General features: G+C 75.2%; 11 protein-coding genes and 1 pseudogene. 10 read left to right on the top strand and 2 right to left on the bottom strand.

Going from position 1 to position 12,466, the window contains the following annotated elements; all coding sequences use genetic code 11:
• Positions 1 to 94: 94 nt before the first annotated feature.
• Complete coding sequence (locus A4R25_RS09925) at positions 95 to 1,750, bottom strand: hypothetical protein (RefSeq protein WP_064446407.1); 1,656 nt, start codon at positions 1,748 to 1,750, stop codon at positions 95 to 97.
• Between A4R25_RS09925 and A4R25_RS31440 the strand changes: the two are divergent.
• Positions 1,751 to 2,336, top strand: a pseudogene (locus tag A4R25_RS31440) (Replicase polyprotein 1ab); the annotation flags it as partial.
• Positions 2,337 to 2,880: 544 nt separating this feature from the next.
• The gene (locus A4R25_RS09915) at positions 2,881 to 3,876 is read left to right on the top strand and encodes an HAD-IIA family hydrolase (protein ID WP_176722855.1); all 996 of its coding nucleotides are present in this window, start codon (positions 2,881 to 2,883) and stop codon (positions 3,874 to 3,876) included.
• 42 nt (positions 3,877 to 3,918) lie between these two features.
• On the opposite strand, the gene A4R25_RS09910 is transcribed toward A4R25_RS09915, so the two are convergent.
• Positions 3,919 to 4,254 (bottom strand): SCP2 sterol-binding domain-containing protein, encoded by a 336-nt coding sequence (locus tag A4R25_RS09910; RefSeq protein WP_043324901.1) that lies wholly within the window; start codon positions 4,252 to 4,254, stop codon positions 3,919 to 3,921.
• 112 nt (positions 4,255 to 4,366) lie between these two features.
• Here A4R25_RS09910 and A4R25_RS09905 point away from each other — a divergent pair, with 112 nt between their 5' ends.
• The 8 genes from A4R25_RS09905 to A4R25_RS09870 all read left to right on the top strand — a co-directional run bounded on the left by A4R25_RS09905 (position 4,367) and on the right by A4R25_RS09870 (position 12,466).
• Positions 4,367 to 4,945: a phasin family protein gene (locus tag A4R25_RS09905; protein WP_064446406.1), complete on the top strand. Its 579-nt coding sequence runs from the start codon at positions 4,367 to 4,369 to the stop codon at positions 4,943 to 4,945.
• Positions 4,942 to 5,169: a hypothetical protein gene (locus A4R25_RS09900; protein WP_030502668.1), complete on the top strand. Its 228-nt coding sequence runs from the start codon at positions 4,942 to 4,944 to the stop codon at positions 5,167 to 5,169. The genes A4R25_RS09905 and A4R25_RS09900 overlap by 4 nt, the downstream gene beginning before the upstream one ends.
• 21 nt (positions 5,170 to 5,190) lie before the next feature.
• Positions 5,191 to 6,039, top strand: coding sequence for a TlyA family RNA methyltransferase (locus A4R25_RS09895; RefSeq protein WP_064446405.1), 849 nt, complete (start codon positions 5,191 to 5,193; stop codon positions 6,037 to 6,039).
• Positions 6,036 to 6,920, top strand: a complete 885-nt coding sequence (locus A4R25_RS09890) for an NAD kinase (RefSeq protein ID WP_064446404.1) — start codon at positions 6,036 to 6,038, stop codon at positions 6,918 to 6,920. The genes A4R25_RS09895 and A4R25_RS09890 overlap by 4 nt, the downstream gene beginning before the upstream one ends.
• 601 nt (positions 6,921 to 7,521) lie before the next feature.
• Positions 7,522 to 9,279, top strand: coding sequence for a DNA repair protein RecN (recN, locus tag A4R25_RS09885; protein ID WP_064446403.1), 1,758 nt, complete (start codon positions 7,522 to 7,524; stop codon positions 9,277 to 9,279).
• Between the two features lie 118 nt (positions 9,280 to 9,397).
• The gene (gene steA, locus A4R25_RS09880; RefSeq protein WP_030502674.1) at positions 9,398 to 10,576 is read left to right on the top strand and encodes a putative cytokinetic ring protein SteA; all 1,179 of its coding nucleotides are present in this window, start codon (positions 9,398 to 9,400) and stop codon (positions 10,574 to 10,576) included.
• 28 nt (positions 10,577 to 10,604) lie between these two features.
• Positions 10,605 to 11,543, top strand: a complete 939-nt coding sequence (locus tag A4R25_RS09875; protein ID WP_064446402.1) for a copper transporter — start codon at positions 10,605 to 10,607, stop codon at positions 11,541 to 11,543.
• 59 nt (positions 11,544 to 11,602) lie between these two features.
• Positions 11,603 to 12,466 (top strand): hypothetical protein, encoded by an 864-nt coding sequence (locus tag A4R25_RS09870; RefSeq protein WP_064446401.1) that lies wholly within the window; start codon positions 11,603 to 11,605, stop codon positions 12,464 to 12,466.

Here is a 12,466-nt window from a genome sequence, read left to right as displayed (position 1 = left end):
AATCTTCCAGTCGAGGGCCGCCCCAGCAGGGGCGGCCCTCGACTGCGTTAGCGTTCTCGGCGGAAACGCCATCAGGAAGGATGTACCTGTGAGCTCAGGACCCCAGGGCGGGGACCGCCCCCGTCGTTACGAGGATCGCGCCGACCGTGGCCAGGGGCGTGGTGACGCCGGCCGCGACGGCCGTCGCGATGACCGTCCCTCGTACCGGGGTGGCCGCGACGACCGCCCGGGCGGCTTCCGCGGTGGTGACCGTGACAGTGGCGCCCGTGGTGGCGACCGTCGCGAGGGTGGCTTCCGTGGTGGTGACCGCCGTGAGGGTGGCTTCCGTGGTGGTGACCGCCGTGAGGGTGGCTTCCGCAGTGGCGATCGCGAGGGCGGCTTCCGCGGTGGCGACCGTCGTGAAGGCGGGTTCGGCGGTGGCGAGCGTCGCGAGGGCGGTTTCCGTGGTGGCGACCGTGAGGGTGGCTTCCGGAGCGGAAGCCGTCCGGGCGGCGACCGTCGCGAAGGCGGGTTCCGGGGCGGCGACCGTGACAGTGGCGCCCGTGGCGGCGACCGCCGTGAGGGTGGCTTCCGCAGTGGCGATCGCGAGGGCGGCTTCCGCGGTGGCGACCGCCGTGAAGGTGGTGCCCGTGACGGCGGCTTCCGGGGCGGCGAGCGTCGCGAGGGCGGCTTCCGGGGCGGCGACCGCCGTGAGGCCGGCACCCGCGACGGCGGCTACCGCGGCGGTGACCGCCGTGAGGGTGGCTTCGCCGGCGGTGACCGTCGTGACGGCGGTTTCCGCGGTGGTGACCGTCGTGAAGGCGGCTTCCGGGGCGGCGACCGTGACGGCGGCTTCCGCGGCGGAGAGCGCCGTGAGGGTGGCTTCGCCGGCGGTGACCGTCGGGAAGGCGGTTTCCGCGGTGGCGAGCGTCGTGAGGGTGGCTTCCGCGGTGGCGACCGCGAGGGCGGTTTCCGCGGTGGTGACCGTCGTGAGGGTGGCTTCCGGAGCGGTGGCCGTGAGGGTGGTTTCCGCGGCGGAGAGCGCCGTGAGGGTGGCTTCCGGGGCGGTGACCGTGACGGCGGCTTCCGCGGCGGAGAGCGTCGTGAGGGTGGTTTCCGCGGTGGCGACCGTGAGGGCGGTTTCCGGGGCGGCGAGCGTCGTGAAGGCGGCTTCCGCGGTGGTGAGCGCCGTGAGGGCGGTTTCCGTGGTGGCGACCGTGAGGGTGGCTTCCGTGGTGGTGACCGTCGTGAGGGCGGCGAGCGTCGTGAGGGTGGCTTCCGCGGTGGCGACCGCGAGGGCGGTTTCCGCGGTGGTGACCGTCGTGAGGGTGGCTTCCGGGGCGGGGACCGTCGTGAGGGCGGCGAGCGTCGTGAGGGCGGCTTCCGCGGTGGCGACCGCCGCGAAGGCGGCCACCAGGGTGGCGACCGTCGGGAGAGCTACGCCGGTGGCGAGCGCCGCGAGGGCGGCTTCCGCGGTGGCGAGCGCCGTGAGGGTGGCTTCCGCCGCGACGACCGTCGTGACGACCGTCGGCCGGGCGGCTTCCGGGGCGAGCGGGACGGTGAGCGCCGTGGCTACGGTGACCGGCCGGGCGGCGACGACCGCCGTGGCAACTTCGGTCCGCAGCGGGAGCGCCGGGACGAGCGCGGCGAAGGGCGTACCGGTGAGGCGCCGGAGTTGCCGGACGAGGTCGTCGCGAGCGACCTCGACTCGGCCGTCCGGGCGGAACTGCTCTCCCTCGCCAAGCCGGTTGCGGAGACGGTTGCCCGGCACCTGGTCGCGACCGGGCTGCTGATCGACGAGGACCCGACGCTGGCGCTGGCGCACGCCATGGCGGCCCGCCGGCTCGCGTCGCGGATCGCCGCCGTGCGGGAGGCCGTCGGACTGGCCGCGTACCACGCCGGTGAGTGGCAGACGGCCATCGCCGAGCTGCGGACGTACCACCGGATGAGCGGTCTGCAGAGCCACCTGGCCGTGCTGGCCGACTGCGAGCGGGCGCTGGGCCGGCCGGAGCGGGCGATCGACCTGTTCCGCGGCGCCGACCGGGACAAGCTCGACCAGGCCGTCGCGATCGAACTGCTCATCGTGGCCGCCGGCGCGCGCGGCGACCTCGGGCAGAAGGACGCGGCCGTGGCGATGCTGCAGGTCCGCGAACTGACCGGCGACTCGACCGAGCCGTGGGCGGCGCGACTGCGTTACGCGTACGCGGACGCGCTGCTGGCGGTGGACCGGCGCGAGGAGGCGCGGGAGTGGTTCTCCCGGGCCGCCGACGTCGACTCCGAGGGGGAGACCGACGCCGCCGAGCGGCTGCTGGAGCTGGACGGCGTGGTCATCGAGGGCGACGACGAGCCCGAGGACGACGCGGACACGTCCGAGGCGTCGGCCGACGACGACGACGATGACGATGACCACGACGATGACCACGACGATGACGACGACGATGACGACGACGATGACGACGACGATGACGACGACGATGACGACGATGATGACGATGACGACGACCGTGAGGACGACGCGCGGCTTAGCGACGACGTCGTGTCGGGCACCGGCGGCGACGCGGCACGGGCCGGCTACCGGGACCGTGACGCGGGCGACCTGACCGACGACGAGCTGACCGACGCCGAGGCCGGCTCGCTCGCCACCGGCGCCCCGACCGCCGCCACGACGTCCGAGGACACCGCCACGTCGACCGCGGACACCGCCACGCCGGGCAGCACCGTCGCGGCTGCGGACGCCACCGACGTCACCCCGGCCGACAAGGCCGACGCCGACCGGCCCGCACCGGGCGACGCCGCGTCCGGCGAGGGCGAGGCGGCGGAGCGCCGGTGACCGGGTACGGCGGGGACACCGCTACCGGCGCGGACCAGGGGCGACCCGTCCGCGCCGGAGCGGCCGGCCGGCTGGTCGACGCGTACTCGCTTGTCGTCTTCGACCTGGACGGCGTCATCTACCTGATCGACCGGCCCATCCCGGGCGCGGTCGAGGCGGTCGGCCGGCTGCACGCCGAGGGGCGCGCCGTCGCGTACGCGACGAACAACGCCTCCCGGCGCTCCAGCGAGGTCGCCGACCTGCTCACCGGCATGGGCGTCCCGGCGCAGCCGGCGGAGGTGCTCACCTCCGCGGCGGCCACCGCCGAGCTGCTCCGGGACCGGCTGCCCGAGGGCGCGCCGGTACTCGTGGTCGGCGCGGAGGCGCTGCGGGCCGAGCTGCGCGCGGTCGGCCTGCGGCCGGTGTCCACCGTCGACGAGGAGCCCGCCGCCGTGGCCCAGGGCTACGGCCCGCAGGTCGGCTGGTCCGACCTGGCCGAGGCGTCCCTGGCGGTACGCGCGGGCGCGCCCTGGTACGCCACGAACACCGACCGCACCCTGCCCAGCCCGCGCGGCCCGCTGCCGGGCAACGGCTCGCTGGTCGCGGTGCTGCGTACCGCGCTGGGCCGCGACCCCGACGTGGTGGTGGGCAAGCCGGAGCCGGCGCTGTTCACCACCGCCGCGCGCCGGGCCGGGGCCGGGCGCACGCTCGTGGTGGGGGACCGGCTGGACACCGACATCGAGGGCGCCCGCCGGGCCGGGCTGGACAGCCTGCTGGTGCTCACCGGGGTCAGCGACGCCGCCGAGCTGCTGGCCGCGCCCGAGGAGCGCCGCCCCGCGTACGTCTCGTTCGACCTGGCGGGGCTCTTCGACCCGGACGCGGTGGTGGCGGTGCCGGGCCGGGCGACCGCCGGCGGCTGGTCGGTGGCGGAAGCCGGCGCGGACCTCGTGCTCGACGGCGCGGGACCGCCGCTGGAGGCGCTCGCCGCGCTCTGCGCGGTGGCCTGGTCGGCGTCGGCCGGGCCGCGCGTGCGGGCGCAGTCCCCGGCGGCGGCGGAGGCGCTCGCCGCGTTCGGCCTCGACGGCTGAGCGGCGAAGCACCCCGACGGCGGCGCGGTCGCGGTGGACCGGCTAGAGCAGCTTGCGGAGCTTCATCAGGTCGAACGGGTTCGCCTTGATCGAGACCCGCCGGGACGCGACCGCCGACATCACGTCGAGCCGGCCGTTCACCAGCGCGACCAGGTCGTCACTGCCGGTGCTCAGCGCGATCTTCGCCTTCGGGTCGTCGCCGTCGGCCAGGTCGACCAGCCGCCCGCCCTCCAGCCGCCCGTGGAACGCGGTGCCGAGATCGGTGATCCGGCAGGCCAGCGTGCGGTCCAGGTCGATGCGTCCCTGCGCCTCGGCGTTGCGGTCCAGCCGCGCGGCCAGGTCCTGCAACGCCTGCCGGCACTCGTCCACGCTGGCCACATCGTCTCCTCACCACGAACCACGCCGTTTCCCGGCACCGTACCGCAATGGGGCGTCCGGGGTGCCCGGTAGCGTGGCACCTGCACACCTCGCCCCGCGGAAGGACTCAGGCATGCAGGACGCGTGGCGCGCCTACCTCGAGCTGGCCATGGGCCTGACGGAGGCGCCCCGGAAGAAGGCACAGGACGCGGTCATGCGCGTCGTCGGTCAGGGTGGCGCGACCGCCGCCCAGATCCAGACGCTCGCCGAGGAGCTGGTGGCCACCGGCCTGGCGAACCGGGAGTCGCTGACCAAGCTGGTCCGCTTCGAGGTGGACCGGGCGCTGGGCGCGGTCGGGCTGGCCACCGCCGACGAGGTCGCCGAGCTGACCCGCCGGGTGCACGACCTGGAGCGGCAGCTGCGCGAGGCGCGCGGCAACCTCGGGCCCGGCGAGACGCCGCCCGCCGGATCGTCCGAGCCCGCCGCCGCACCGGCCGGGACCGCCACCGCGCCGTCCGGCGCGACCGCGCCGCCGACCGCCGAGTCCGCGGCAACGGCGCCGACGAAGGCGGTGGCGAAGAAGACGGTGGCCAAGAAGGCGATCGCGAAGAAGCCGCCCGCCACCATGGCCCGTACCCCCGCCGACGGCTCGCCCGCCGCGCCCGCCCGGCCGGCGAGGAAGGCCACCGGCCGCCGGGCGGCCGGCTCGTGACCGCGCCGCGGCCCGGTCCGCCGCCGGGCCCGCGGCCCGGACCACCCCCGGGGGTACGCCCCGCGCCGGCCGAGGAGGTCGGCGAGGCGCGGCATCCGGCGGTGGACGCCGCGGTGCTCGGCATGGCCAACGCCGAGGCGCTCGCCCCGGCCGACCAGATCGCCCAGTACGAGGCGGCGTACGAGACGCTGCGCGAGACCCTCGCCACCATCGACCAGGCCTGAGCAGAGGCGGAGACACACCTGATGGCTCGTCGTACCCGGCTGGACGCCGAACTGGTCCGGCGCGGGCTGGCCCGCTCCCGGGAACAGGCCGCCGCGCTCGTGGAGGCCGGTCGCGTCCAGCTGCGCGGAGTGCGGGCACGCAAGCCCGCGGCGATGGTCGATCCGGCCGATCCGCTGCTGGTGACCGGAGAGGACCCGGCCGACGAGTACGTCTCCCGGGGCGGCCACAAGCTGGCCGGCGCGCTCGCCGCGTTCGCCCCCGGCGGGCTGACCATCACCGGCCGGCGCTGCCTGGACGCGGGCGCGTCGACGGGCGGGTTCACCGACGTGCTGCTGCGCGGCGGCGCGGCCGAGGTGGTCGCCGTGGACGTCGGCTACGGGCAGCTCGCCTGGTCGCTGCGCACCGACGAGCGGGTGCGGGTGTTCGAGCGTACGAACGTGCGTACGCTCACGCCGGAGGCGATCGGCGGTCCGGTCGACCTGACGGTGGCCGACCTGTCGTTCATCTCGCTGCGTCTGGTGCTGCCGGCGCTGGCCGCGTGCACCGGCCCCGGCGGCGACCTGGCGCTGATGGTCAAGCCGCAGTTCGAGGTCGGCAAGGAGCGCGTCGGCGCCGGCGGCGTGGTCCGCGATCCGGCGCTGCGCGCCGAGGCGGTGCTCGACGTGGCCGCCGCGGCCGCCGGGCTCGGCCTCGGCCTCGCCGGAGTGGCGGCCAGCCCGCTGCCCGGGCCGAGCGGCAACGTCGAGTTCTTCGTATGGTTGCGCGGGGACGCGCCCGCCGCGGACCCGGAGCGGGTCCGCGCGGTGGTGGCCGCCGGCCCGCAGGGCGCCGCCACCACGGCGGCCACGACCGAGGAGGTGTCCGGGTGAGCCGCACCGCGCTGCTGGTGACGCACACCGGCCGTCGACGCAGCACCGAGCACGCCCGGGCGGTGGCCGCCGACCTGATCGCCGCCGGTTTCGAGGTGCGGGTGGTGGCCGAGGAGGCCGACGACCTGGACCTGCCCGGTGTGGTGCCGGTGACCGGCCCGGAGGCGGCCGAGGGCGCCGAGATCGTCTTCGCGCTGGGCGGGGACGGCACGTTCCTGCGCGCGGCCGAGCTGGCCCGTCCGACGAAGGTCCCGTTGCTGGGCATCAACCTGGGCAAGGTCGGCTTCCTCGCCGAGGCGGAGATCGACGACCTGGACACCGCGGTACGTGACGTGGTCGAGCGTAACTACAGCGTGGACGAACGGCTCACGCTGGACGTCACCGCCGAGTTCGACGGCGGGCCGACCATCGAGTCGTGGGCGCTGAACGAGATCAGCGTGGAGAAGGGCGAGCGCGCCCAGATGCTGGAGCTGCTCGTCGACGTGGACGGCCGGCCGCTGTCCCGGTACGGCTGCGACGGCGTGATCTGCGCGACCCCGACCGGCTCCACCGCGTACGCGTTCTCCGGCGGCGGGCCGGTGGTCTGGCCCGAGGTGGAGGCGCTGCTGCTGGTGCCGATCAGCGCGCACGCGCTGTTCAGCCGCCCGCTGGTGACCGCGCCGACGTCGACGTTCGTCATCACCGTCGACCCGTTCACCACCCTCGCGGTGCTCTGCTGCGACGGCCGGCGTGTCTACGACCTGCCGCCGGGCGCCCGGGTCACGGTGCGCCGGGGCACGTTGCCGGTGCGCATCGTTCGGTTGCGGGCGCGTCCGTTCACCGACCGGCTGGTGGCCAAGTTCGACCTGCCCGTCCAGGGCTGGCGGGGCAACCGTCGCTGACCGACGGATCAGCGGAAACCTCCGTTCGGACCACCGGTCCGGGCCGCCGCGCACGTTACGGTGGGCGTACGGGCCGCGATGAGGTGAGTCCGGGTGCGGCGGTGAGGCCCGCCGCTTCCGGATGCGCGGCCCGGATGTCGCGGGCTCGGCCAGGGGGTGGTCGGGGCCGCGACGGTCGGGACGCCGGAGTGTCGTAGCCGGCCGCGGCGGGCGGACCGGCGCGCCGCGCCCGATCGGGTGTCGACCCCGGTCGGGCGGACAGGTCGTGCAGCCGCCGCCGGAGGAAGCGGCGGCGCGCGAGCTGGGCGACGCGATCTCCGGCGTCCCGGCCCTCTACCGCGCTGCGCTCGTGTCCACCTGGCGACAGGTCGCCGGTACGGCGGCCATCAGGTCGGCCGGCCGCCGTGCACCAGTGGGCAGGTCGCGGTGCGACCGTCCACCACGGCCGGTCGGCGGCCCAGCCGCTGCGCGAACTCACCGGCCCGGGCCGTGTCCGCCCGTACCGGGCTGCGGTGGAGCTCCTCCTCGTCCGGGGTCGGGTGCCCGCGGCTCGACCTGCCGGCTGGTCAACTGTCACACGGCGGGGCTACTGTCGGGTGCTGTGCTGGAAGAGCTGCGCATCACCGGACTGGGCGTCATCGAGGACACCACGCTGCCGCTGGCCGCGGGGATGAACGTCATCACCGGCGAGACCGGCGCCGGCAAGACCATGGTGGTGACCGGCCTCGGCCTGCTCTTCGGCGGCCGCGCCGACGCCGGCCGGGTGCGCGCCCAGCCGGGCCGCGCCGTGGTGGAGGGCCGGCTGCGCCTCGGTGGGCGGGTGGCCGAGTCGGTGCACGCCCGCATCCTCGACGCCGGTGGTGAGCCCGACGAGGACGGCTCGCTGCTGCTCAGCCGCACCGTGACCATCGAGGGGCGTTCCCGCGCGCACCTGGGCGGGCGGGCCATGCCGGTGTCCACGCTCGGTGAGGTCGGCGAGCAGGTGCTGGCCGTGCACGGCCAGTCCGACCAGCTGCGGCTGCTGCGCCCGGCCGAGCAGCGCGCCTCGCTCGACCGGTTCGCCGGGCCCGAGCACGAGAAGCTGCTCGACGCGCTGCGCGAGACGTACGCCAGGTGGCGCACCGTCGTCGACGACCTGGCCGACCGGCGGCGCAACGCGCGCGAACGCAACCAGGAGGCCGACCTGCTGCGGCTGGGCCTGGACGAGATCACCCGGGTCGATCCGCAGCCGGGGGAGGACGACGAGCTGAAGGCGGAGGCGCAGCGGCTGGAGCACGCCGAGGGGCTGCGTACCGCCGCGCAGGTGGCGCAGCAGTGCGTGGCCGGCGGCGTCGAGGCGGCCGACGACGCGCCGGACGCGACGGCGCTGCTGGGCACCGCGCGGCGCACGCTGGAGGCGCAGGCCGGCACCGACCCGGCGCTGGGCGAGCTGGCGGCCCGGCTGGAGGAGGCCGCCACGCTGGTCACCGACGTGGCCGCGGAGCTGTCCACCTACCTGGCCGCGCTGGACGCCGACCCGGCCCGCCTGCAGACCGTCTACGAGCGGCGGGCCGCGTTGCGCGGGCTCACCCGCAAGTACGCCGACGACGTCGACGGCGTGGTGGCGTGGGCCGAGCGGGCCCGCACGCGGCTGTCCGATCTGGACACCTCCGACGAGCTGCTGGACGAGCTGGACCGCGAGGCCACCCGGCTCGCCGGTGAGGTGGCCGACCTCGCCGGCCGGGTGTCGGCGTCCCGGCGGGAGGCCGCGGTCCGCTTCGCCGAGGAGGTCACCGTCGAGCTGGCCGGGCTGGCCATGCCGCACGCCCGGATCGAGGTGGCGGTGCTGCCCCGTCCGGTGGGCCGGTCCGAGCCGAGCCTGCCGGTCAACGGTGTCGAGACCGGCGTCGGCGCGGACGGCGCCGACGAGGTGGAGCTGCGGCTGCTGGCCCACCCGGGCGCGCCGGCGCTGCCGTTGCAGAAGGGCGCCTCCGGCGGCGAGCTGTCCCGGGTGATGCTCGCCATCGAGGTGGTCTTCGCCGGTTCCGGCGGCCCGCCCACGCTGGTGTTCGACGAGGTCGACGCGGGTGTCGGCGGTCAGGCCGCGGTGGAGATCGGCCGCCGGCTGGCCCGGCTGGCCCGCAGTCATCAGGTGCTCGTGGTCACCCACCTGCCGCAGGTCGCCGCGTTCGCCGACCGGCACCTGGTGGTGGCCAAGGACACCGGGGGAGCGGTCACCACGAGCGGGGTGCGCGTGGTGGAGGACACCGAGCGCGCCCGGGAACTGGCCCGGATGCTCGCCGGTTTGCCGGACTCGGATCTGGGTATCGCCCATGCCGAGGAGCTCCTGGCCGTGGCGGCCAAGGAAAGGCGTCCGTGATACCCCGATTGTGAGCGCAAGCACACCGGCGCGGGTTCCGGTGTGCTTCCCTGGGTAGGCGGCCCTGCTCAGGCATGTCGCGACAGCAAAACCTGCCTCACATGCCAGGATGGTCACGATGCGTCTACCCATACTGCGCCGGAGCCGGAACCCGGAGCCGGGCTCCATCGTCGGCACCGCGCGCCTCGACCGCCGGACGAAACGGCTGGTCGGGCGGCTGCGCCCCGGCGACATCGCGGTCATCGACCACGTCGACCTGGACCGGGTGGCGGCCGACTCGCTCGTCGCGGTGGGTGTGGCGGCGGTGCTCAACGCCAAGCCGTCGGTCTCCGGCCGCTATCCCAACCTCGGCCCGGAGGTGCTGATCTCGGCCGGCATCCCGCTGCTGGACGATCTCGGCGAGAGCGTCTTCGAGCAGGTCCGCGAGGGTGACCGGGTCCGCATCGAGGGCAACACCGTGTTCGTCGGCGAGGAGCCGGTCGCGCACGGCACGTTGCAGGACGCCGAGACCGTGGCCAAGTCGATGGCCGACGCCCGGGAGGGCCTGTCGGTGCAGTTGGAGGCGTTCGCCGCCAACACGATGGACTACCTGCGGCAGGAACGTGACCTGCTGCTCGACGGCGTCGGCGTGCCGGAGATCCAGACCCAGATCCAGGGCCGGCACTGCCTGATCGTGGTGCGCGGCTACGACTACAAGGCCGACCTGGACGTGCTGCGCCCGTACATCCGGGAGTTCAAGCCGGTGCTGATCGGCGTCGACGGCGGGGCCGACGCGCTGGTCGAGGCGGGCTACACCCCGGACATGATCATCGGGGACATGGACTCGGTCACCGACGACGTGCTGCGCTGCGGCGCCGAGGTGATCGTGCACGCCTACCCGGACGGGCGGGCGCCCGGCCTGGCCCGGGTCAACGGGCTCGGCGTACCGGCGATCACGTTCCCGGCGGCGGCCACCAGCGAGGATCTCGCCATGCTGCTGGCCGACGAGAAGGGCGCGTCGCTGCTGGTGGCCGTCGGCACCCACGCCACCCTGGTGGAGTTCCTGGACAAGGGGCGCGGCGGCATGGCGTCGACGTTCCTGACCCGGCTGAAGGTGGGCGGCAAGCTGGTCGACGCCAAGGGCGTCAGCCGGCTCTACCGGCAGAGCATCTCCGGTTCGTCGCTGCTGTTGCTGGTCCTGTCGGCGGTGGCCGCGATGGCCTCCGCGGTGGCGGTCTCCACCGTCGGGAAGGCGTATTTGGGCGTGGTCTCCGAATGGTGGGACAATTTCGTGTTCCAGCTCGGCCAGCTCTTCTAGCTCCCCCGACGATCAAGAGGCTGCAAGCGTGATCAACTTTCGCTACCATGTGGTGTCCCTGACCGCGGTGTTCCTGGCGCTGGCGATCGGCCTGGTGGTCGGCACGGCCGCCCTCAACGGGCCGGTCGCCGACTCGCTCCGGGAGAACGTCAACGGCCTGCGCAAGGACAACTCGCTGATGCGCCAGTCGGTCAACAGCATGCAGAAGCAGCTGGAGACCGAGGAGGACTTCGCCGCCGAGGTGGCCCAGCTCGTCCTGCCCGGCAAGCTGACCGGCCGCCGGGTGCTGGTGCTCACCCTGCCCAGCGGCCGCGACCAGGCCGAGGGCGTGGTGAAGATGCTGCAGACCGCCGGCGCGGACGTCACCGGCCGCATCGACGTGCAGGACAAGTTCGTCAACCCGGACAGCAACAACAACCTGCTGGAACTGGCGGTCACCGCCCGGCCGAACACGTCCCCCGCCATCAACCTGCCCGGCAACGGGCACGGCGTGGAGACCTCGAGCGCGCTGCTGGCGAACGTCCTGGTCGACCGTCCCGCGGGCACCCCGGCGGCCAGCGAGACCGACCGGCGCACGGTGCTGGAGCAGTACGCCACCGCCGGCTACCTCACCCCGGCGGACAAGATCTCCACCGCCGCCGAGGCGGTCGTGATGGTCACCGGCCAGCCGTACGTGGACAAGGACTCGGCCAAGAAGGACGAGTCGGTGGTGAAGATCGCCGTGGAGTTCGACCGGGCCGGCGCGCTGGTGGTCGCCGGCATGGGCTCGACCGGCGGGAACCTGGTCTCCGTGGTCCGCGGCGACCCGGTGCTGTCGCAGACCATCTCCACCGTCGACAACGCCAGCACCGTGCAGGGGCAGCTGGCCACCAGCCTCGCCTTGGCGCAGCAGCTCACCGAGAAGAAGACCGGCCAGTACGGCGTGGGCGACAACGCCGCCTCCCGGGTGCCTACACTGCCCCGGTGACCGCTCGGGCCGCCCGGTCCGTGCCGCGTCGCGTTCGAAGTCCGGATCGAGGAGGTCCCGTGAGACTGGGTCGGCTGCTCGCCGTGGGCGCGGGGGTGCTGGCCGCCCGCTACACGCTGCGCCAGACGCGCACGTCGCCGGGCGGGCCGGCGCTGGAGCGCACCAACTACCGGGGCCGCACGGTGACCCTGGCCGCCGGTCCGGCCCTCGCCGTGGGCGCGGCGACCGGCGGCGCGCTGGGCGCCGGCAGCGCACCGGCCGGCGCCGCCGCGCTCGTCGCCGGGCTGGGCGCGGGCGCTGTCGGCCTCTACGACGACGTGGTCGGCGCACGCCCTGAGCAGAAGGCCGCCAAGGGCTTCGCCGGGCACCTCGCCGCGCTGCGCGAGGGCCAGGTCACCGCCGGGCTGGTGAAGGTCGCCGGGGTCGGTGTGGCCGGGCTCGCCGCCGCGGCGCTGCTCGCCGCCGACCGGCGGGTCGCCGCGCACCCGCGCCGCCAGCGGGCCGGGGCGGTTGGCCGCGGGCTCGACGTGCTGCTCGGCGCCGGCGTGGTGGCCGGCACCGCCAACCTGGTCAACCTGCTCGACCTGCGGCCCGGCCGGGCGCTGAAGTCCGGCATGCTGCTCGGCGTGCCGCTGACCACCGGCCCGCACGGCGGCATCGCGGCGGGCGCGGTGGGCGCGTCGGCCGCGCTGGTCGGGGACGACCTGGGCGAACGGGTGATGGTCGGGGACAGCGGCGCGAACGCGCTCGGTGCGCTGCTCGGCGTGAGCCTGGCCGCGCGTACCGGGCCGCTGGGCCGCGCCGGCGTGCTGGCCGTGCTCGCCGCGCTCACCGCCGCCAGCGAGAAGGTCAGCTTCACCCAGGTCATCGCGTCCACGCCGGGGCTGCGGCACCTCGACGAACTGGGCCGGCTGCCCGACTGA

The organism is Micromonospora sp. NBRC 110037 (assembly GCF_001652995.1).
GTDB lineage: Bacteria > Actinomycetota > Actinomycetes > Mycobacteriales > Micromonosporaceae > Micromonospora > Micromonospora chalcea.
The sequence above is the reverse complement of the archived record's forward strand: the minus strand, read 5'-3'. Positions and strand labels throughout refer to the sequence as shown.

Coding starts and splice junctions, on each gene's coding strand:
- A4R25_RS09905 (WP_064446406.1), top strand. CDS start 4,367: ATGCAGGACGCGTGGCGCGCCTACCTCGAGCTGGCCATGGGCCTGACG.
- A4R25_RS09895 (WP_064446405.1), top strand. CDS start 5,191: ATGGCTCGTCGTACCCGGCTGGACGCCGAACTGGTCCGGCGCGGGCTG.
- steA (WP_030502674.1), top strand. CDS start 9,398: ATGCGTCTACCCATACTGCGCCGGAGCCGGAACCCGGAGCCGGGCTCC.